General features: G+C 58.7%; 18 protein-coding genes and 2 pseudogenes. 9 read left to right on the plus strand and 11 right to left on the minus strand.

What is annotated here, in order from left to right; all coding sequences use genetic code 11:
- Window positions 1-42 precede the first annotated feature (42 nt).
- Window positions 43-1,077: a selenide, water dikinase SelD gene (gene selD / locus BLV67_RS20525; protein ID WP_069786972.1), complete on the plus strand. Its 1,035-nt coding sequence runs from the start codon at window positions 43-45 to the stop codon at window positions 1,075-1,077.
- A complete protein-coding gene (gene mnmH, locus BLV67_RS20530; RefSeq protein WP_069786973.1) occupies window positions 1,077-2,180 on the plus strand; it encodes a tRNA 2-selenouridine(34) synthase MnmH in 1,104 nt (367 codons plus the stop codon). The genes selD and mnmH overlap by 1 nt, the downstream gene beginning before the upstream one ends.
- A gap of 118 nt (window positions 2,181-2,298) precedes the next feature.
- Here the strand turns inward: mnmH and BLV67_RS20535 are convergent, their stop codons facing one another.
- Both BLV67_RS20535 and BLV67_RS20540 read right to left on the minus strand, forming a co-directional pair.
- Entirely contained in the window at window positions 2,299-3,354 is a 1,056-nt protein-coding gene (locus BLV67_RS20535) for a permease (protein ID WP_069786974.1), read from the minus strand.
- Window positions 3,355-3,531: 177 nt separating this feature from the next.
- On the minus strand, window positions 3,532-4,233 hold the full coding sequence (locus BLV67_RS20540) for a histidine phosphatase family protein (RefSeq protein ID WP_065912377.1): 702 nt from the start codon (window positions 4,231-4,233) through the stop codon (window positions 3,532-3,534).
- 252 nt (window positions 4,234-4,485) lie between these two features.
- Here BLV67_RS20540 and BLV67_RS20545 point away from each other — a divergent pair, with 252 nt between their 5' ends.
- From BLV67_RS20545 to hemB, 3 genes are all read left to right on the plus strand, one after another.
- On the plus strand, window positions 4,486-5,184 hold the full coding sequence (locus tag BLV67_RS20545; protein WP_058420871.1) for a glutathione S-transferase N-terminal domain-containing protein: 699 nt from the start codon (window positions 4,486-4,488) through the stop codon (window positions 5,182-5,184).
- Window positions 5,185-5,187: 3 nt separating this feature from the next.
- On the plus strand, window positions 5,188-6,030 hold the full coding sequence (locus BLV67_RS20550) for a PhzF family phenazine biosynthesis protein (protein ID WP_069786975.1): 843 nt from the start codon (window positions 5,188-5,190) through the stop codon (window positions 6,028-6,030).
- A 115-nt stretch (window positions 6,031-6,145) separates the two neighbouring features.
- Window positions 6,146-7,120, plus strand: a complete 975-nt coding sequence (gene hemB, locus BLV67_RS20555) for a porphobilinogen synthase (protein WP_069786976.1) — start codon at window positions 6,146-6,148, stop codon at window positions 7,118-7,120.
- A 53-nt stretch (window positions 7,121-7,173) separates the two neighbouring features.
- Here hemB and BLV67_RS20560 read toward each other — a convergent pair whose 3' ends face one another.
- The gene (locus tag BLV67_RS20560) at window positions 7,174-7,560 is read right to left on the minus strand and encodes a hypothetical protein (RefSeq protein ID WP_069786977.1); all 387 of its coding nucleotides are present in this window, start codon (window positions 7,558-7,560) and stop codon (window positions 7,174-7,176) included.
- Window positions 7,561-7,601: 41 nt separating this feature from the next.
- Between BLV67_RS20560 and BLV67_RS33710 the strand changes: the two are divergent.
- Window positions 7,602-7,703, plus strand: a pseudogene (locus BLV67_RS33710) (porphobilinogen synthase); the annotation flags it as partial.
- Between the two features lie 156 nt (window positions 7,704-7,859).
- On the opposite strand, the gene BLV67_RS20570 reads toward BLV67_RS33710, so the two are convergent.
- Both BLV67_RS20570 and BLV67_RS20575 read right to left on the minus strand, forming a co-directional pair.
- Window positions 7,860-8,291 carry a hypothetical protein gene (locus tag BLV67_RS20570; protein ID WP_069786978.1) on the minus strand — a complete coding sequence of 144 codons (432 nt, stop codon included), beginning with the start codon at window positions 8,289-8,291 and terminating at the stop codon, window positions 7,860-7,862.
- A pseudogene (locus BLV67_RS20575) lies at window positions 8,288-13,024 on the minus strand (RHS repeat-associated core domain-containing protein). The gene BLV67_RS20570 and the pseudogene BLV67_RS20575 overlap by 4 nt, the downstream one beginning before the upstream one ends.
- Window positions 13,025-13,360: 336 nt before the next feature.
- Here BLV67_RS20575 and BLV67_RS20580 point away from each other — a divergent pair.
- Both BLV67_RS20580 and BLV67_RS20585 read left to right on the plus strand, forming a co-directional pair.
- Entirely contained in the window at window positions 13,361-14,446 is a 1,086-nt protein-coding gene (locus BLV67_RS20580) for a DUF1615 domain-containing protein (RefSeq protein ID WP_069787313.1), read from the plus strand.
- A 90-nt stretch (window positions 14,447-14,536) separates the two neighbouring features.
- Window positions 14,537-14,956: a PaaI family thioesterase gene (locus BLV67_RS20585; protein ID WP_065911341.1), complete on the plus strand. Its 420-nt coding sequence runs from the start codon at window positions 14,537-14,539 to the stop codon at window positions 14,954-14,956.
- A 187-nt stretch (window positions 14,957-15,143) separates the two neighbouring features.
- Here BLV67_RS20585 and BLV67_RS20590 read toward each other — a convergent pair whose 3' ends face one another.
- Genes BLV67_RS20590 through BLV67_RS20600 form a run of 3 tightly spaced genes read right to left on the minus strand, consistent with a single transcriptional unit; the run spans window position 15,144 to window position 17,726 of the window.
- A complete protein-coding gene (locus BLV67_RS20590; protein WP_065911343.1) occupies window positions 15,144-16,325 on the minus strand; it encodes an acetyl-CoA C-acetyltransferase in 1,182 nt (393 codons plus the stop codon).
- An 11-nt stretch (window positions 16,326-16,336) separates the two neighbouring features.
- On the minus strand, window positions 16,337-16,996 hold the full coding sequence (locus BLV67_RS20595) for a CoA transferase subunit B (protein WP_065911345.1): 660 nt from the start codon (window positions 16,994-16,996) through the stop codon (window positions 16,337-16,339).
- Between the two features lie 31 nt (window positions 16,997-17,027).
- Complete coding sequence (locus BLV67_RS20600) at window positions 17,028-17,726, minus strand: CoA transferase subunit A (RefSeq protein WP_069787312.1); 699 nt, start codon at window positions 17,724-17,726, stop codon at window positions 17,028-17,030.
- Window positions 17,727-17,859: 133 nt separating this feature from the next.
- Between BLV67_RS20600 and BLV67_RS20605 the strand changes: the two genes are divergently transcribed.
- A complete protein-coding gene (locus BLV67_RS20605; protein ID WP_056860408.1) occupies window positions 17,860-18,762 on the plus strand; it encodes a LysR family transcriptional regulator in 903 nt (300 codons plus the stop codon).
- Window positions 18,763-18,884: 122 nt separating this feature from the next.
- Here the strand turns inward: BLV67_RS20605 and BLV67_RS20610 are convergent, their stop codons facing one another.
- From BLV67_RS20610 to BLV67_RS20620, 3 genes are all read right to left on the minus strand, one after another.
- On the minus strand, window positions 18,885-19,214 hold the full coding sequence (locus BLV67_RS20610; protein ID WP_069787311.1) for a hypothetical protein: 330 nt from the start codon (window positions 19,212-19,214) through the stop codon (window positions 18,885-18,887).
- Window positions 19,215-19,820: 606 nt separating this feature from the next.
- Window positions 19,821-20,669 (minus strand): NAD-dependent protein deacetylase, encoded by an 849-nt coding sequence (locus tag BLV67_RS20615; RefSeq protein WP_069787310.1) that lies wholly within the window; start codon window positions 20,667-20,669, stop codon window positions 19,821-19,823.
- 8 nt (window positions 20,670-20,677) lie between these two features.
- Window positions 20,678-21,118, minus strand: a complete 441-nt coding sequence (locus tag BLV67_RS20620) for a CBS domain-containing protein (protein WP_069787309.1) — start codon at window positions 21,116-21,118, stop codon at window positions 20,678-20,680.
- Window positions 21,119-21,129: the final 11 nt, after the last annotated feature.

Genomic DNA, 21,129 nt, shown 5'->3' on the forward strand with positions numbered 1-21,129 from the left:
CTGTCTGTTAGAATCGTGCCACTTGTTACCTTGAGGTCCACCATGAACGAGCCGATTCGCCTCACCCAGTACAGCCATGGCGCGGGTTGCGGCTGCAAGATTTCGCCCCAGGTGCTGGAAGTGATCCTTGCCGGCAGCGGCGCACAGAACCTCGACCCCAACCTGTGGGTGGGCAACGCCTCGCGCGACGATGCGGCGGTGTACGCCATCGATGACGAGCGTGGCGTGGTCTCCACCACCGACTTTTTCATGCCGATTGTCGATGATCCCTTCGACTTCGGCCGTATTGCTGCCACCAACGCCATCAGTGACATTTACGCCATGGGTGGCGACCCGCTGATGGCCATTGCGATTCTGGGCTGGCCAGTGAACGTGCTGGCGCCGGAAGTCGCCCGCGAAGTGATCCGTGGCGGTCGCTCGGTGTGCGACGCCGCCGGCATTCCACTGGCCGGCGGGCACTCCATCGACGCGCCGGAGCCGATATTCGGCCTGGCCGTGACCGGCATCGTGCAAAAGCGCCATATGAAGCGCAACGACACCGCCACCGCGGGTTGCCAGCTGTACCTGACCAAACCGCTGGGCATCGGCATCCTTACCACCGCCGAGAAAAAGGGCAAATTGCGCGAGGCGGATATCGGCCTGGCCCGTGACTGGATGTGCACGCTCAACAAGCCTGGCAGCCGTTTTGGCAAGTTGGCCGGCGTCACCGCCATGACCGATGTCACCGGTTTCGGCCTGTTGGGGCATTTGGTGGAAATGGCTGACGGCAGTGGTCTCACGGCCCGCATCGAATATGCCAGAGTCCCACTCCTGCCAGGGATCGAAGACTACCTGGACCAAGGCTGCATGCCCGGTGGCACCTTGCGCAATTTCGACAGCTATTCAAGCAAGCTGGGGCGTCTGCAGGAACTGCACAAGCGTGTGCTGTGCGACCCACAGACCAGTGGCGGCCTGTTGATTGCCGTCACCCCGGAGGGCGACGCCGAGTTTCACACTGTGGCCGCAGAACTGGGCCTGAGCCTTGAGCCGATCGGCGCACTGGTTGAGCGACAGACCCACGCGGTAGAGGTGTTTTGATGGCAATTGACATCACCGACTACCGCAGCATCTTCCTCAATGACCGGCCGATGATGGATACCCGCGCGCCGATCGAGTTCACCAAGGGCGCGTTCCCCGGTGTGGTCAACCTGCCGCTGATGACCGACGACGAACGCCAGCGGGTCGGCACCTGCTACAAACAGCAAGGCCAGCAAGCGGCCATCGTGCTGGGGCATGAGTTGGTGTCCGGGGCCATCAAGGCCGAGCGCATCGAGCATTGGGCGCGGTTCGCCCAGGCCAACCCCGACGGCTATCTGTACTGCTTTCGCGGCGGGCTGCGCTCGCAAATCGTGCAGCAATGGTTAAAGACCGAGGCGGGTATCGACTATCCGCGTGTCGGCGGTGGCTATAAGGCCATGCGTACCTTTCTGCTGGAGACCCTGGAGCAGGCGACGGCCGAGTGTGATTTTGTGTTGCTCGGCGGCATGACCGGCACCGGCAAGACCGAGGTGTTGGGCCAGGTGCGCAATGCCCTGGACCTTGAAGGGCACGCCAACCATCGCGGCTCCAGCTTCGGCAAGCGCGCCACGGTGCAACCGTCCAACATCGACTTTGAAAACCGCCTGGCGGTGGACCTGCTGAAGAAACGCGCGGGTGGTATCGAACAGTTTGTGGTCGAAGACGAGAGCCGCATGATCGGCAGCTGTGCACTGCCTTTGCCGTTACACAAGGGCATGCAGACCTTCCCGATGGTATGGCTGCAAGACAGTGTTGAAGGCCGCGTCGAACGGATTTTGCGTGATTACGTGGTTGATCTCTGCGCTGAATTTATCGCGGTGTTTGGCGAAAGCGGGCAGGCGTTGTTTGCCGAGCGCTTGACCCAGAGCCTGGCCAACATCCACAAGCGCCTGGGTGGCGAGCGCTTTCAGCGCCTGCAGGCCATATTGCAGGAAGCTTTGACGGAACAAGCGCGCAGTGGTGCCGTGGATTTGCACCGGGTGTGGATTGAAGGCTTGTTGCGCGAGTACTACGACCCGATGTATGCGTTCCAGCGGGAAAGCAAAGGCGCGCGGATCGAGTTTGCCGGGGAGCAGGGCGCTGTGGTGGAGTACTTGCGTGAGCGGGTTGCCAGGCGCAATTAATGCAGTGGGTTTGAGGGCCTCTTCGCAGGCAAGCCAGCTCCCACAGGTTGACCTGTGAATGCCGTCAAATGTGGGAGCTGGCTTGCCTGCGATGAGGCCCTAAGCCTCACAGCAAAGCCTAAAGAATCACCGCCCCGATCAACCCACACACCACCCCCACCAGCATGGTCAGCCCAGCCACCGTCACCAGCACCCGCGCGTCGAAATCCTTGCGCAGCATCAACAGCGACGGCAGGCTCACGCTGGGCAAGGTCATCAGCAATGCCACGGCCGGGCCGGTGCCCATGCCCAATGTCATCATGGTTTGTACGATAGGAATCTCGGCTGCCGTAGGAATCACGAACAGCGTGCCGACGATGGCCAGCGGCACCAGCCACACCAGGCTATTGGCCATGGCACCGTCGACATGGGGAAACAGCCATACCCGTGCGGCGCCCAGAATCAGCACGGCGACGATATAGATCGGGATCGTGCTCCAGAACAGCTGCCACAGAGTCTGCAACCACCGGCTCAAAAATGGCTGCGACTCGGCCTGGCTCACCTCAGCCACGGCGTCCAATGCTGCTTCCGGCACGTGATCGGGGCGGGCAATGCGTTGTGCAACCAGCGACACACCCACCACCAGCACAACCCCCGCCACCAGCCGCAGCGCAGTAAAGCCCCAGCCGAGTACAAAGCCCATGAACACCAAGGTTGCCGGGTTCAGCACCGGGTTGGCGATCCAGAAGGCCAGCGCCGCGCCCACCGACACCTGCTGACGGCGCATGCCCGCTGCCACCGGAGCCGCGCAGCAACTGCACATCATCCCCGGCAAGGCGAACAGCCCGCCACGCACGGTAGACCCCAGCCCGGCGCGGCCGAACAGGCGCAGCAACCAGTCACGGGGGATCAACACTTGCAGCAGCGAACCCAGAATCACCGCCAGCACGGCAGCTTTCCAGATCGCCAGGAAATACACCTGGGCATAGGCCAGTGCCGCGGCCAAGGGTGAGCTTTGCTGGTCGTTGAGAATCGAGGCGCCGATGCTGTGGTTATCCGCAGCGACAAAGGCCTTGAGGTAGTAGGGCGACCACTTCACGTAATAGAGGCCGATGCAGGCCACCAACACGAACAGCGCTGGTTTCCACCAGAACGACCAGCCCCGGTTGGGCTGGGTGGAGATGAGGTTGGGCATGGTGCAAGTCCGCAGATGATTCAATAGCGGGGCATCATACGCGCCTGCCACCGATCATTCCCACGCTCCTGCGTGGGAATGCAGGCCGAGACGCTCTGCGTCGTGATGCTGGCCCCAACACCTTGAGCGTCACGGAATGAACTCCTGCGCGGGAGCGTAGGCTCTATCTGCAGGGTTTCAGATATCCGCGCTCACTTGCGTTGCATCCGGGCATGTCTGCTGGCCGTTATCCAGGCCTTGTTTGTAGTTGCGGCTCAGCAGTGAAGCCTTGCCGTTATGCCAGGTCAGCGTCAGTACATAGAGCGTGTCGTAATCGCCGCCCGACCAATCGTCGGTGATGGTGTGTTTTTCACCCGAGGCTTCACTGGCCACCCGGTTGATCAGCTCCGGCAGGTAGCCGTGGGACCAGGCGGTGTAGATGATTGAGTTGTGGTACTTGTCTTCCACCAGTTCATCGGCGAGGTCGTGGGTGTCATTGGCGGAGTACTTGATGTTCACCGGCAGGCCAAGCTTGATGGCGCTGGGGCTGATGGTCATCAGGGGGCGAATGTAGCTGTAGGAATTGTCGTGCTCCCCTTCCTCGACATTGCGCGTCGGGTCGGGCGCAAACACGTAATTGGCCTTGCCGAATTTTTCCGGCAGCACGGTGGCCAGGTTCATTGCGCGATTCAGGCCCTGGCAATTGAGCTGGCCGAGGCCGCCAACGGGTTTTTCGCCGTGACGCAGGAACACCAGGGTTTGCACACCATCCACCGGCGCGGCGCGGCTGATTCGCGACTCCAGGGTCAGGCCGATGGCGCCGCCCACCAACGACAGCGGCAACACGATGTAGGCATAACGTTTAAGACGTTGCACAAGGCACAGAGGCTTGATTGTCATTGTAGGTTCGAGTCTTCAGTGCAGCGATTAAGGCGGACAAGCCTGGCCCCAGCGACGCATCCGGCGTGCTGCGGTTTAACCTGTGATTGTTACGGGGTGTCTTCCTTTCACCGTCATGGCGCAGTTAAGAGTGTGAATCGGCTCTTTGGTTCGCCTGCGCGCACCATAGCGCGGCTATGTTGCGCAATGATGACCCATGCAGGACGGCGTGCAGGTGGCTATCATGGGGACTTTGAGCCTGGGGACTTCCCGATGAACGCACTCGCCGCTTTCCCGATCAACAGCAAATGGCCTGCCCAGCACCCGGAGCGCTTGCAGCTGTATTCGCTGCCCACGCCCAATGGGGTCAAGGTGTCGATCATGCTGGAAGAACTGGGGCTGCCTTACGAAGCACACAAGGTCAGTTTCGAGACCCAGGACCAGTTGTCGCCGGAGTTCATGTCCTTAAACCCCAACAACAAGATTCCCGCGATCATCGACCCCAATGGCCCGAGCGGCCAGCCGCTGGCGTTGTTCGAGTCCGGCGCGATCCTGATTTACCTGGCGGAGAAAACCAGCCAGTTGCTCTCCGAAGACCCGGCCACCCGCTACGAAACCCTGCAGTGGCTGATGTTTCAGATGGCCGGTATCGGTCCGATGTTCGGCCAGGTCGGGTTCTTCAACAAGTTCGCCGGCAAAGCATACGAAGACAAACGTCCGCGTGACCGCTACGCCGCCGAATCTCGGCGTTTGCTCGGCGTGCTGGAAAAACACTTGCTGGGTCGCACCTGGATCATGGGTGATGAATACAGCATCGCCGACATTGCCACCTTCCCGTGGATCCGTAATTTGATCGGGTTTTACGAGTCCGGCGACTTGGTCGGCATCGCTGATTTCCCTAATGTGCTGCGTGCACTGGACGGTTTTGTCGCCCGCCCGGCGGTGATGCGTGGCCTGAGTATTCCGAGCTAAGACATGCCGACTTTCGATTTCAAGCAACTGGATGTGTTCAGCGGTGTTTCGCTCAAGGGCAACCCCCTGGCGGTCGTGCTCGGCGCCGATAGCCTTACGGACCAGCAAATGGCCGACTTCGCCAACTGGACCAACCTTAGCGAGACCACGTTTTTGCTGACGCCGCGGGACCCACGGGCGGATTACCGGGTAAGAATTTTCACCACGCTTAAAGAGCTGCCGTTTGCCGGGCACCCGACTCTGGGCAGTTGCCATGCGTGGCTGCAGGCAGGCGGCGTGCCCAAAGGTGAGGAGATTATCCAGGAGTGCGAAATCGGCCTGGTGCGTGTCCGTCGCCAAGGCGATGAACTGGCGTTTATTGCACCACCGTTGTTGCGCACGGGGCCGGTGGAAGCGCCCCTGCTGGAGCGCGTGCGCCTGGGGTTGGGCCTGGCACCTGAGGCCATTGTGCGCAGCCAGTGGGTGGATAATGGCGCAGGTTGGCTGGCGGTGATGCTGGGCCAGCGCGATCAAGTGTTGGCCTTGCAGCCTGACTTTTCGCAATTGCATGGCTTGGCCATTGGCGTCATCGCGCCCTGTGACCCGGCGCGTGACGACGTGGACAGCCACTTTGAAGTGCGCGCTTTTATCGCCGGTGACGGCGCCCAGGAAGACCCGGCCACCGGCAGTTTGAATGCCGGTGTTGCCCAATGGTTGCTGGCCGAAGGCCTTGCGCCCGCGCGGTATGTGGTCAGCCAGGGCACCGTGATTGGTCGTGCCGGGCGGATTCGCGTAGAGCGCCAGGGCGATGAAATCTGGGTTGGCGGCGCAGTGGCGGTGTGCATCGAAGGGCGAGTCCAGCTCTAGATCAATATATTGTTACGGCCCACGCAATACACTATTGGCCCCTGGGCGTTTGTGCTGCGGGGGCCAAGGGGCATAAGCTTTTGCCCCAAATATTCTGCCGCTATCCAGGAAAGCCATGACCAGCCAGTTCCCCCAAGCCCGTCCTCGCCGCCTGCGCCGCTCCCCGGAGCTGCGTGGCCTGTTCCAGGAAACCGAATTCACCCTCAACGACCTGGTACTGCCGATTTTCGTCGAAGAAGAAATCGATGACTTCGTGCCGATCACCAGCATGCCGGGTGTGGTGCGTATTCCTGAGAAAAAACTGGCCGGTGAAATCGAGCGTTATGCCCGTGCCGGGATCAAGTCTGTGATGACTTTCGGCGTGTCCCACCACCTGGACGCCAACGGCAGCGACACCTGGAAGGAACGCGGCCTGGTCTCGCGCATGTCCTCGATCATCAAGGACGCTGTGCCGGACATGATCGTGATGTCCGACACCTGCTTCTGCGAATACACCGACCACGGCCACTGCGGCGTGATGCACGGCGCCCACGTCGACAACGACGCGACGCTGGTCAACCTCGGCAAACAAGCCGTGGCCGCTGCCCGTGCCGGCGCCGATGTCATCGCACCGTCGGCCGCCATGGACGGCCAGGTCCAGGCCATCCGCCGCGCCCTCGATGACGCGGGTTTCACCCATATCCCGATCATGGCCTACTCCACCAAATTCGCCTCGGCCCTCTACGGTCCGTTCCGCGAAGCTGGCGGCAGCGCTCTCAAAGGCGACCGCAAAAGCTACCAGATGAACCCAATGAACCGCCGCGAAGCCGTGCGCGAATCCCTGCTCGACGAACAGGAAGGCGCCGATGCGCTGATGGTCAAACCGGCTGGCGCCTACCTCGACATCATCCGCGACATTCGCGAAGCCTCACGCTTGCCGGTGGCGGCGTATCAGGTGAGTGGCGAATACGCGATGATCAAGTTTGGCGCCCAGGCCGGGGCGATTGATGAGGCGCGGGTAGTGCGCGAGACGTTGGGGTCGATCAAACGGGCTGGCGCGGATTTGATTTTTACGTATTTTGCGATGGATTTGGCGTTGGCTGGGATCTGATTTTGGGCTGCGGGCCTGTGGCGAGTGAGGGGGCTCGTCACAGGAGCTTCAAGCTATGAATACAGTGATTCAGACCATTGTGTGCGGTACGCAATTTGCTCGTTAATGTCGTTTGTGAGTTCATTTTCTTCATAATCGAATATACGAACGAGCTTCGCGTCCGGATCACCTAGTTTTGTTTCGTAAGCAACCAATCCACTAGACATTTGTGAGCACATTGCCGAAGGATATACATTGAGTTTAGCGCCTTTACAGAGGAATTTTATGTCGCTAAAGTCTTTTCTCATTAGGCCAAAACACATATAGATATCAATGTCGGTGTAAGTTTCTTTTACGCCGTTCGCGAACGTTATCGAGAGCGTTGCTGTTTTTCCATCACACTCGATGGTCGCATTTTCGCGAATCGAATTTCTGATTGTGATGATCTCTAATTTTTTCACTTTCTAATCTCTATTGGGATTAATTAATGAATAGTCTTTATGACGTTGTGCCGGACATGATCGTGTTGCTCGACACCTACTTCTGCGAATACACCGACTACGGTCGTTGCGGTGTGATGCACGGCGCTCATATAGACAACGACGCGGCCTAGGTCAACTTCTGCAAACACGTAGCCGCCGCCCTTGACAACGCTGGCTTCACCAAAATCCAGATCATAGCGTTGGCCGGGATCTGATTTTGGTTTGTGTGCCTGTGGCGGGTGAGTATCTCACCACGGCGTTGGTATTAACTGACTTCATCAGTCGTTACTGTCTTTTAGATCAGCGGTTTCAGTTCGATCTGCACCTATAGACGTTATCCATTCTTTGTAAAAATTATATTGCTCCTTTGGGTCGCTCGTGAGGTTATGTTCTTCAAAGTCAAATATGTTGACCAAGTCTTCTCGTGTAGCGCGTTTCCCAAGAGTCAATTCATAAGCAACCATTCCTCCACTCATCTGCGAGGCCATGCTAGAAGGCCTAACATTGATTTTCGCACCTTTACAAAGAAATTTTATATGAGGGAAGTCTGCTCTAACTTTTGCCAAGCATTGGTATATGTCTTCTGCTGTGTACACCTTCGCGAAATTATCTGCTTCAGAAAATTTCAACTTTATATGGGTGGAGTCATATTTGAAAGTGACATATTTTTCTACGTTATTTATTATGGCTTTAATTTTTTTTGTTTTCATTTTATTTTCCTGTTTGGGTTTGGAATCGAATATCCCACATAGCTGCCATCTCGTTTCATAGGCGTCGCACCCAAAATGTCTTCTGTATTTATCTTGCTTTGTATAGCTATTTCGCCTTCATTGTCAAAAGGAGCTAATTTTCCTAATTCTTTGTTAACGTCACGACCGGGAATCTTTTTTAGCGCGTAGAGAAAGCCTTTTCGAGTTCCGTATTCGGTCGCAAAATCAATTCCGATAAGTTTCGAGGGAGAAGTACTTATGAAGTTGCTCGGTGGGTTGTTGCTGTCGAGCGCGTGCAAGTATAAGTCATTGCTGTCGCCCTTGCTTTTAAAACCATGTTGAAAAATACGGTCTGGAGTTTTGTCATCGCCACGGAATAAGTATTCGCTGTTGCTGGCTGGCTGTTTGGGCTCTCCCTTGTTTACTTTCGCTTTGGCGATGTCTACCGCTTCAGATTTTGATTTACAGCCATCCTCACCAGGGCACGAGTTCAAACCTAGCGGATCCACCCACCCGGTAGGGTTCGGCACGTATTGGTACGTATTAATCCCACCCGCCAGCTTCACCGGGTCCGGCGTCAGGTAACGACCAATATCCGGATTGTAGTAGCGATGGCGGTTGTAGTGCAGCCCGCTTTCCGCATCAAAATATTGGCCCTGGAAGCGCAGCGGGTTGTCGATTTTTCTGACGTCTAGGCGGGCGATTTCGCCGTAGGCGCGGTAGTGCGCGGACCAGACGATTTCGCCTTCGGGGTTTGTGAGTTCCTGTGGCGTGCCGAGGTGGTCGAGTTGGTAGTGGAAGGGCTTGGTGTCTTCTGGGCCAAAACCTTCCAGTAGTGCTAGCGGCCGAAAACTGTCTGGCTCGTAGATATAGCTGCGATGCCGATCCGCGTGGTGTTCAGCTACCAGCTTGTCGCCTTGCCAGAAAAACTCCGTGGTTTTCCCATCCACCGTCTTGCTGATCCGCCGCCCAAACGGGTCATAGCGGTAGCTGGCGGTTTGCCCGTTTGGTTGAGTAATACCCACCAACCGATGCTGGCAGTCGTAGCGGTACTCCGTAACGAGCTGATGACCCCTGCCACGCCGCTGGCGGATCAAATTGCCGAAGGCGTCGTAGTCGTAATGATGATCGCCTTGGATCATCAACCGATTCCCCGCCACGATGTCCGGGCCGGGGCGGTCTTGCATCAGCAGGTTGCCGGCCGGGTCGTGGCCGAAGCGTTCCTGCACGTCTTGCGAGTGATCGGCGCGGGTCAGGCGGGCCAGGGGGTCGTAGTGGTAGTGGTGTTCGCCTTTGCGGGTGTCGAGCAGGCGGGTGAGGTTGCCGGCGGTGTCGTAGTCGTATTGGCGTTGGTAAAGCGTGTGTTGCTGTTGGCTGACGGCGTGGGCGTGCAGGCGGTTCTGGTCGTCGTAGTGGTAGTGGCTGAGGAGTTGGCCTTGTTGGCGTTGGTGTTCGCGGCCGGTTTTGAACAGGTGGGACGTGAGGGTCTCGCCGTTCAGTTCGACGGTGGAAAGGTGGCCGCCTTTGTCGTGGTTGAACACCAACCGGTTATTGTCCGGCAGGCGCAGCTTTTTAAGCTGCCCGCAGGCGTCGTAGCCGTAGCGCAAAGTGCCCCAGCCCTGGTGTTCGGCGGTGAGGCGGTTTTGTGGGTCGTATTCGTAGGCGAGCGCCCAGTGGCCGTCGTCGACGCTAAGGAGATTGCCTTGGCGGTCGTAGGCATAGTCGACAATATTGCCGTCTGGCAGGGTTTTTCTTACGAGGCGCCCGGCGTGGTCTCGCTTGTAGCGGGTAACGAGCTGACTGCCGTCGTCGCCGTGTTCGGTTTTCTCCGCCAGGTTGCCGTTGAGGTCATACACGTAAGCCGTGCGCTGGCCGTCAAAGCCGATTTCCTGCTGGATCAGGCCATTGGGGTGGTAATCGAGCCGGTAGGTTTCGCCTGCCTCGTTTTCGATGGAGGTCAGCAGCAGGCGCGCATTGTCGTAGCGGTACTTAACATGGGTGCCGTCGGCGTTGATTCGGCGGCTGATCAGGTGCAGGCCGTCGGCGTATTCGTAGCGGGTGACGTGGCCGAGTTCGTCGTGTTCGGCGGTGATTTTTCCGTAGGCGTTGTAGCTGTATTCGCGCGTTGCGCCGCCTGGCTGGGTCAGTTTTCGCAGGCGTCCGGCAGCGTCCCATTGGTACTGTGTGAGCTTGCCGAGTTCATCTTCACGAGTAACCTGCCGACCAAGGTCGTCATAGCGATAGCGCTTGATACCGCCATTGGGCAGCAGCTCCTCAAGCAACTGCCCGCGCTCATTCCAAACCAGCCGATGGCAACTGTTGTCGGGAAACCAAACCCCCGTCAGCTGCCCATATTTGTTGTAGCTGTAGTCCGTGACATTGCCATCAGGATCGGTCTTGCGAATGACGTCGCCCTGATCATTGCGCTCATACTTCCAGACGGCGAGCCCACGCCTTACGACCCGTACGAACCCGTTGTCATGCTCGTAGGACGTCGGCTCATCGTCCCCCGGAAACAGCGCCACCAAGCGTCCGGCTTCGTCGTACTGGTACGCCGTCACCGCCCCAAGCGGGTCCTGCTCGACCGTCAGGCGGCCCTTGTCGTCATAGGATTTGAAGTGTTCAGCGCCGTCCGGATCAATGCGCTGCACCAGACGTGCACGATCATCGTGGACATAGACTTCCTGGCTGCCATCGGCGTTATACACCGTGACACGGCCGTCATCGCCCCAGGCATACCGCGTATCCATCTGCGAAAAGCTGGCCCAATGCCGAACACACCGAGAAGCCTTGCCCGCTCGTTCCCATTCCCAAAAGAAACTCGCGCCACCGGCCAACCCACGTTCAAGAATGACGTGCTGCTCGTCGTACCGATAAACCTCGCGTTCACCTACCGCATTGGTCGCAGAAACCAGTCGCCCAAGGTCGTCATAGGCGTAGGAAACAAACTTCTGCTCGGTCACCCATTCGAAGGGCTCATGCCCTTTGGCCCGATGAACCTGATAGTCCACCGCCACAATGCGGCCCAATTCATAACGCAGAAACAGCGAGCGACCCACACCGTTATCCAGCCGCTCAACCCGCCCCAAACGATCGTGAAAAACTCGCAGCCGGTTGTCATACGCATCGCTGATGGCAACCAGCACGCCATTGTGGAAGTGATAAAAACGCGACGCCTGAGCCAGCACCAACTCATCAGGCAATTCACCCAAATAAATCGCCGCTTCAGCCAAGCTATTGGTAATCGCCGGTCGAGCAGCGGTAGGCAGTACAAACTCAGTGCGGCGATTTTCATGATCGGTCCACACCACCGACTCACCGGAAACACAAAGCCTGTGCGCCAGCGAATGACTCCAGCCAAACCCCAACCCGCCATCCACTTCCACCGCGCTGGTGCGATAAAGCCGCGTCCATTCAAACGGCAAGACCCCATCCAACGTGCCATCAGTGAGGGTCAGCAATTCCTCGCCGGTGACCATCGACACCGGGCAACCGTGGGTGACGGTTTTGTCCGCAGGGGCCGCCGCATCGCCATTGAGGTTCTTGCCCGAAGCCGGTACATCATCCACAGGTTCCTGGCGCACCAACGCGGTCTGCTACGTCTTGCCGCGCACCGCCGGCACCGGGTTGGCAACCAACTCATTCCCGGCTTTCAACGGCGCAACCGGCACGGTCTTGATCGGCGTCGCGGCACTGCCCAGCAACAGAGGTTTAACCGCCGTTGCATGTGGCTCCAACGTCAGCCCCACATGCTGTTTTGCCAGCAACTCGAGCAAATTTCGGGCCCGTCCAGACTTGATGTGTGCGAGCGCCTGGGTACCCAGGCGCACTGCTACGCCCATGCCCGCCGTCGCCCAAATCAACAGCAAGTTGATCAACACCTCGCCGGTGATTTCGCCCATCAGCTCATACATATCTTGCGGCGGCAGCAGGCGCATCCAGCTGACCATCGCCGACACGTAAACGAACAACAGCGGCTCATCACTGAGTACCAGCAGGCCGTTGGCGATCGCGTCGTTGCTGAGTGTCAGCAGCTCATCAAGCTCGGCCTGGGAGATGTACGTCAGCAACTTTTCGCTGTTGGGCTTGATGTCCGCCAACAGCTCATACAGCTGCGTCAAGTTGTCCCAAAGGGTGTAGAGCGCCGTGCCCATGCCATGGAGAACCGCTTTCTCCAGCATCCTGCGTTGGTCGAGCGGTTTAGCGTCGGTATAAATTGCCCACTGCGCCTGGAAGGTGTCGTTCCAGGCTTTACGCAGGCGCTCTTCCAACCCCGCAATCACTGACTGATAAGACGCGTACAGTGCCTTGACGTGATCTTTGGAAACATTGGGATAAAAACTGATTCGGTACGCTTGATTTCGATCACACTCGGTGATTTCGAGAATGCCGCTGGGGCCGATGGTGTGGTGGATCGGCTCGCCCAATGGGCCGCCGTTAGGATCGACGCGTTGCAGCACCACCGGCGTAGTGCCGATGGGCACAAAACGCGTGCTTTGGAACATATGCACCAGGGTCAACGTGCCATTGGCCTGGCACGTGGCGACGGTGCTGCTGGGAATGATGGAGCGGTTGATCGGGGCGACCAGCGCCACCTCATCCCCGACCTTGAACACCTGCTCGACATCCAGCGCCGAGAAGCTCCAGAAGCTCGACGCCCAGTCGTCAAAGGTATTCAGACATTCGCGAAAATCGCGGAAGACGCTTTCAACGTCGACCGTCTTCACGTCCATTGGGGTCAGGGCCAGCCTGCCAATGGCCGGGTTCAAGCGGTAGCCCCTTTGGCCCGGGCTCTAACAAACAAAACCATCTGCAATCCCTCGCACTGTGTGATCAGGCGAAGGACTTTGCAGAGGTTTTAAGACGCGCGCAGCAGTGCTTATCTGGCGGATTGGTAGGATGTTTCCGTGGTTTTTGTCGTCTGCTCGGTCGGGTGTGGTGATGTGATTGTCGTACAGCAGGCAGTCACGTTTGGTCGTAACTGACAAATGCAGCAGGTCGGCGAACCCCGGTTAGACTTACCTGTCGATATCCGCACAACCCGGCCCGTCGTTATTCAAGGAAGCCCCATGTATTCAAGCCGCCTGATCCTGTGCCTCACCACGTTGCTGGTGCTGGCCGGTTGCTCCACCCCACGCGGCCCGCAGCAGCCTGAACGCAGCGAGGCTGAGGTGAAGGCGCAGATTGTGCGGCTGTTGCCAGCCACGGTGGCGGACCGCAACGGCTGGGCCACAGACATCTACACGGCCTTCGATACCCAGAAAATCTACCCCAGCAGCGAAAATATCTGCGCCGTGCTGGCGGTGACCGAGCAAGAGTCCACCTACCAGGTAGACCCGCCGGTGCCTAATATGGGCAAGATCGCCCAGGATGAAATCCTGCGCCGCGCCGGCAAGGTCCATGTGCCGGCCTTTGTGGTGCGCACCACGCTGCAATTGCGTTCGCCCACCGGCAAGACCTACGCCGAGCGCCTCAGTGCCGCACGCACAGAGAGGGACTTGAGCGGCATTTTTGACGATTTCATCAGTATGGTGCCCCTGGGTAATACCTTGTTCGGCGGCTTCAACCCGGTGCACACCGCCGGCCCCATGCAGGTCAGCATCGACTTTGCCCAGCAACACGCCCGCGATTATCCCTACACCGTGGATGGCACCATTCGCCGGGAAGTCTTCACCCGTCGTGGCGGCATGTACTTCGGTATCACGCATCTGCTCGGTTACCCGGTGAGCTACGACCAGCCGTTATACCGCTTCGCCGATTTCAACGCGGGGTTGTATGCCAGCCGCAATGCCGCGTTCCAGGCCGCTGTCAGCCGAGTCAGCGGCACCGAGCTGGCGCTGGATGGGGATCTGATTCGTTATGGCTCACTGCTGCCCGGCACCACCGAGTTGGCGGTGCGTTCACTGGGTGCAAAGCTGGATATGCGCAACCCCAGCATCCGCAGCCAGTTGGAAAAGGGTGAGCAGTTCGATTTCGAGGAAACCACCCTCTACAAACGCGTCTTTGCCCTGGCCGACAAGGCTGCCGGCAAGCCGGTGCCGCGCGCGATCTTGCCGGGCATCGTGCTCAAAAGCCCGAAGATCACCCGCAACCTCACCACCGCGTGGTTTGCCAAGCGCGTGGATGAGCGCTATCAGCGTTGCATGAAGCGTTAGCTGATTGTTGATCATTGGCTTGGCTGATCTTGATGGCGATCTTGGGACGGCTGGGTTACACCTCGTGTTTTGGCCAAGGAAGCACTCGCCATGATCACGCACGTCGTGCCCGAAGGCTTTGTCTCGCTGCCACGCAGCAGCCCGTTGCTCGACCTGTTGGGTCCGGCATATTGCCGGGGCGAAGGGTTACAACTGGAAATCGGCCTGCGTGCCGACAACCGCCACGCCAATGGCCGTGGCACGGTGCACGGTGGGGTGTTGGCGACCCTGGCGGATGTCGGCATGGGTTATGCGATGGCGTTTTCCAGCGAACCGCCGTTACCGTTGATAACCGCGAGCATGACGTTGGACTACCTGGGCGCCGTGCAAGTGGGGGAGTGGATTGTGGTGCGCCTGGAGCACCACAAGCGTGGCCGGCAGATGGCGTTTGCCACCGTGAGCCTGCAAGTGGGCGACAAGGTGGTGGCACGCGCGAATGCGGTGTTTGCGGTACCTCATACCGAGGGATAACCGCGATCAACGGTGGGCGCTGGCTTGCCTGCGATAGCGGTTCGTCATTCAAGCCGTTGCTGGCTGATGCACCGCTATCGCAGGCAAGCCAGCTCCCACAGTTAATCGTGTTTTTTCAGGAACACACGGGCAAAGAAAAGGCCCGATTTTTCGTGGAATCGAGCCTTTTCTCGTGTTGCTCTTTGGATCAACTGCGCTCGAGGGCCAGGGCTACGCCTTGGCCGCCGCCGATGCACAGGGTGGCCAGGCCTTTCTTGGCGTCGCGCTTGATCATTTCATGCAGCAGGGTCACCAGCACGCGGCAGCCTGAGGCGCCGATCGGGTGGCCGATGGCGATGGCGCCGCCATTGACGTTGACCTTGTTCGCGTCCCATTCCAGCTCTTTGCCGACCGCCAAAGATTGCGCGGCGAAGGCTTCGTTGGCTTCGATCAGGTCCAGGTCGCCCAGGCTCCAACCGGCTTTGTCCAGGCAGCGGCGGGTAGCCGAGACCGGGCCGATGCCCATGATCGCAGGGTCCACGCCAGCATTGGCGTAGCTGGCGATACGCGCCAGCACCGGCAAGCCGAGAGCCTTGGCCTTGTCAGCGCTCATCAGCAGCACAGCGGCGGCGCCATCGTTGAGGCTGGAGGCGTTGCCGGCGGTGACGCTGCCGTCTTTCTTGAACGCGGGCTTGAGCTTGGCCAATGACTCGGCAGTGGTGCCGCCGCGCGGTTGTTCATCCACGGCGAAGGCCACCGGGTCGCCCTTGCGCTGCGGGATCAGGACCGGAGTGATTTCATCGACAAACCGGCCGGCTTCGATAGCAGCGGCGGCTTTTTGCTGGGAGGCTGCGGCGAAGGCGTCCTGGGCTTCACGGCTGATGCCGTACTTGTCCACCAGGTTTTCGGCGGTGATGCCCATGTGGTAGTCGTTGAACGCATCCCACAGGCCGTCGGTGATCATGCTGTCGAGCATCTTGGCATGACCCATGCGCAAGCCCGTGCGCGCAGCGGGCAAGACGTACGGCGCCAGGCTCATGTTCTCCATGCCGCCGGCGATGATCACATCAGCGTCGCCGCAACGGATGGCTTGAGCGCCCAGGTGCAGGGCCTTGAGGCCCGAGCCGCAGACCTTGTTCAGGGTCAAAGCCGGCACGGCGTGGGGCAGGCCAGCCAGAATCGAGGCCTGGCGCGCCGGGTTCTGGCCGCTGCCTGCGGTCAGTACCTGGCCGAGGATCACTTCATCGACCTGAGCCGGGTCCAGGCCGGTCTGCTCCAGCAGGCGACGGATCACGGCCGCGCCCAACTCCGGTGCCGGAATGCTGGCCAGCGCTCCTTGAAAGCTGCCCACAGCGGTGCGGGTGGCAGCAACAATCACGACGTCTTGCATGGAATCTGTCCTCACTGGAAGTGCATTTCTGGAACGTGGTCCGGGACGATCAGTTTACCGGCGGTCTTGCTCACAATCTCTTCAACGCTGACGCCAGGTGCGCGTTCCTTGAGGACAAAAGCGCCATTTTCGATTTCCAGGTACGCAAGGTCTGTCAGCACGCGCTTGATGCACTGGGCGCCGGTCAGCGGCAGGCTGCATTGGCTGAGCAGTTTGGACTCACCGTCCTTGGACGCGTGGGTCATGATCACGATGATGTTTTCTGCACCGGCTACCAGGTCCATGGCGCCGCCCATGCCCTTGACCAGCTTGCCGGGGATCATCCACGACGCGATGTTGCCCTGCACGTCCACTTCAAATGCACCGAGCACGGTGAGGTCGACATGCCCGCCGCGAATCATCGCGAAGGATTCCGCAGAGGAGAAAATCGAGGCGCCGATGCGCGCCGTCACGGTTTGTTTGCCGGCGTTGATCATGTCGGCATCGATGGTTTCCTCGGTCGGAAACGGGCCCATGCCGAGCAGGCCGTTTTCCGATTGCAGCATGACTTCCATGCCTTCAGGAATGTAGTTGGCCACCAGGGTGGGGATGCCGATGCCGAGGTTGACGTAGAAACCGTCCTGCATTTCGCGGGCGACGCGTTGAGCCATTTGTTCGCGGGTAAGAGCCATGTGTTGTCTCCTTATTATTTGGGCTGGCGGATTATTTGCGGACGGTGCGCTGTTCGATGCGCTTCTCGAAGGTGCCGCAAATGACTCGGTCGACGTAGATGCCTGGGGTGTGGATCTGCGCCGGGTCCAGCTCGCCCGGTTCGACGATTTCCTCAACTTCGACCACGGTGATCCTGCCCGCAGTAGCCGCCAGCGGGTTGAAGTTCTGCGCGGTATGGCGGTAGATGACGTTGCCGAAGTGGTCGGCTTTCCAGCCTTTGACAATGGCGAAGTCGCCGGTGATGGACTCTTCCATCAGGTACGGGCGACCGTTGAATTCCCGGGTTTCCTTGCCTTCGGCCACGGGAGTACCGACGCCGGTGGCGGTAAAGAAGGCCGGGATGCCGGCGCCGCCTGCACGCATTTTTTCCGCCAGGGTGCCTTGGGGCGTCAGCACCACTTCGATTTCGCCGCTGAGCAGTTGCTTCTCGAACAGGGCGTTTTCACCGACGTAGGAGGCGATCACTTTGCTGATCTGCTTTTCTTCCAGCAGTACGCCCAGGCCAAACCCGTCGACGCCGCAGTTGTTGGACACCACGGTCAGGTCGCGGGTGCCTTTGCGCTTGATCTCGGCGATGAGGTTTTCTGGTATGCCGCACAGGCCAAAACCACCGGAGAGCACGGTCATGCCGTCTTCCAGGCCTGCCAGTGCTTCTTCATAGGACGCCACGCGTTTATCGAAACCTGCCATATGCACCTCTTTTATTGTGTGTGGGCCAGCCAATGAACTGAGTGTTGCGCCGACGGATTGATTTGTTAAGTTGTTTTTTAAGGTTGATTGATTTAGAAAACAGCATAGTTCAATCCGCACCCGGAGCAGCCTCATGACCGTCAAACAGATGCGTGCCTTTCTCGCCGTGGCCCAAAGCCTGAGTTTTGCCGCTGCCTGCGAGCGTCTGCACCTTTCCCAGTCGGCGCTGAGCCTGACCATCAAGGGCCTGGAAGAGGGCCTGGGTGGCCGCCTGTTCAGCCGTAATACCCGCAATGTTGCGCTGACGCCCGAGGGTGAGTCGCTGCTGCCGCTGGCACGTCGGTTGATTGCCGATTGGGACAATGCCGAAGATGAACTGCGCCAGCGTTTTACCCTGCAACGTGGTCGCGTCACCGTAGCGGCGATGCCGTCGTTTGCGGGCAACCTGCTGCCACCGATCCTGAAGATATTCCGCGCGCGTTACCCGCAGGTGAATGTGACGGTGCACGACCTGATCAATGAACAGGTGCTGGAGATGGTCCGCGATCGCCAAGTGGAGCTGGGCGTGGCGTTCGAGCCATCTGAAGGCTCGTCCCTGGCCTTCACGCCGTTGTACCTGGACCGGTTTATTGCGGTGGTGCCCGGTGATTCGCCACTGGCGCAATGTACCGAAGTCGACTGGAAAACCCTGTTGGAACACCCCTTCATCACATTGCAACGGCCTTCGACGGTGCGAGTGATGCTTGAGGAGCACTTGGGAGCCTTGCGGATGAAATTGCCGGTGGCCCTGGAAAGTCATCAATTGGCTACGGTGGGCAAGATGGTTGCCAGTGGCCTGGGTGTCAGCGCCGTGCCCGCATTGTGCGCACGTCAGATGGAGGAGGCGGGCGCCCATTGCATCACCTTGAGCGATCCGGTGATCGAGCGGCCGATTGGTGTGCTGACCAAACCTGGGCATGAGTTGTCGGCGGCGGCGCAGGTGTTGTTTGATATTTTTCGAGATGAAGCGGCGAAGGGACGTTTCCCGACTTTTTGAGGGTGCCACAAAACAAATGTGGGAGCTGGCTTGCCTGCGATAGCCAGTTAACATTCAACAACAGTGTTGGCAGTTAAACCGTTATCGCAAACAGACCCGCTCCCACAATGGGCAAGTTGTACTTAGTAGTAGCGGTCGATCACTTTAACTTGCGAGTTATCCTTGAAAGACGCCCAGGCACTGTTAAGTGTGTCGAATACTTGCTCGATAAAATTGCGATCGGCTGCCGCTTTCTTGCCGACATAACCCTGGCCGCGGCGGTACATCTTCAGGCGCGCCGCCAGTTCGCGGTGGTTGCGGTCGAAATCGGCTTCTTCGGTATGGGGCGCCAGACAGTCAATTTTGACTTCGCCCGATTTGCCAACCCAAAGGATATGGTCGTCGAGTTTGTCTTTCTGCGCTGCGAACATCTCAGCCAATTCATCGATAGTTGGTTGGTTGTTCAGATTCATAATGTAAGCCCCTTGACCAGTTGGCGATCTATCAGTTGATTCCGTTAAAACTGCTTAGTTGTCTCCGGTTGCGAAAACCGGGCGTCAGTGACGGTCTGCCGAATACGGGCAGGGTCTTGAACCTGATGCATGTAGTCTTGCTGATGAACGGCTACGCAATGGTTTCATCACGAAGACAAGCAGCATTTGAGCTCCTTGTACTAACCCTTGCGGGCCGGTCAGCTTCATCAATCTGCCTTGTGGGCAGTGCACATCCGGAAAAAACAGCTCGGCGGTCAGACGAGCTTGCTCAAAACGCGTGTTACCAACGCTCCCGATCCGGGAGACGTCTCGATAATGCAAGGACAAAAAGGTTACGTCAACGGTTATGTAGTGATTATTTTCAGTCACTACATAAATTGCTGTGGGGACGGGAGAATGCGTGAAAACGTGACTTGGGCGTCATTTTTTGTGCGGTGGGTCGTGGTGGGCGTAATGGCCAAATCAGCACAGAACCCCTGTGGGAGCGGGCTTGCTCGCGAATGCGGTGGGTCAGTTCAACATTTTTTAACTGACACTCCGCATTCGCGAGCAAGCCCGCGCCCACATTTTTGATTTGAAGTGTGCCTACTGTCCCAATCGCTCGGCCAGCAGAGGCAACAACCGCTCGCATGACGCCTCGATCTTCACCTGCAACAGCTCATCCCCACGGGTCTTGCCCAGGTTGATGGCTATCACCGGCTTGCCTTGCTCCACCATCGCCTTGCACAGGCGAAACGCGGAATAGGCCATCAGCGAAGATCCCACCACCAGCAGCCCGTCGGCATGCTCAACGGCGGCCATGGCCCTGGCCGCCGTTGCCGGTGCCACGTTCTCGCCAAAAAATACAACGTCTGGCTTCAAGCGCTCGCCGTTGCAATGGGGGCAGCGCGGCATCTGGAAGCGTTCTTCAAAGGTCGAATCGAGCAGGGTGTCACCGTCAGGCGCCTGCACCGCGTGGACCTGCACCAGATAAGGATTATCGATTTCCATCTGCCGCTGAATCACGTCGCGGGTACTGCGCTGCTGGCAGTCCAGGCAAAGCACACGATGCAGGCTGCCATGCAGTTCGATCACCTCATGGCTGCCGGCCTGATCATGCAGGGTGTCGACGTTTTGCGTGATCAGCCCGCTGATACGCTCGCGTTGCTGCAGTGTTGCCAGCGCCAGATGAGCCTGGTTCGGCTGCGCAATACGCACCCGTGGCCAACCCAGCATGGCCCGTGCCCAATAGCGGCGGCGCGCTTGGGCGGTGGCGAGGAATTCCTGGTACATCATCGGCGCCTTGCCACGGCGCACGCCTTCGCTGTCGCGATAATCCGGGATGCCCGATGACGTGCTGATACCTGCACCGGTCAAGACCAAAAAGCGTCGTTCAGCCATGGCCCGGTACAGGGTGTCGAGGTGGTCGTCTTGGTGGTCCAGCGTATCGAGCATGGGTTCCCCTATTCGCCGCGGATGTACTGCTCCAGCTGTTTGATCAGGTCGGCCTGCTCGGCAATGGCCTCTTTTACCAGGTCACCAATGGACAGCAGGCCCAGCAGTTTGCCGTCTTCGACCACGGGCAGGTGGCGCAGGTGACTGTCGGTCATGATGTTCATGCATTCTTCGACACTTTTATGGGTATCAACGGTAATCACAGGGGAACTCATCACCTCATCCACTCGGGTTTTGACCGACGACAGGCCCTTGAGGATGAGTTTGCGTGCGTAATCGCGTTCGCTGATGATTCCGACAACTGCACCCTCCTTGACCACCGGCAAGGCGCCGACGTTTTTCTCCGACATTCGCACCAGCGCCTCAAACACCGTGTGATCCCATTGGATGGTATGCACGTCCTGATTCTTCTGGTCCTTGGCTTTGAGCACTTGTGCAACGGTTTTCATGGCGGCCACTC

This window comes from Pseudomonas salomonii, from assembly GCF_900107155.1.
Lineage (GTDB): Bacteria > Pseudomonadota > Gammaproteobacteria > Pseudomonadales > Pseudomonadaceae > Aquipseudomonas > Aquipseudomonas salomonii.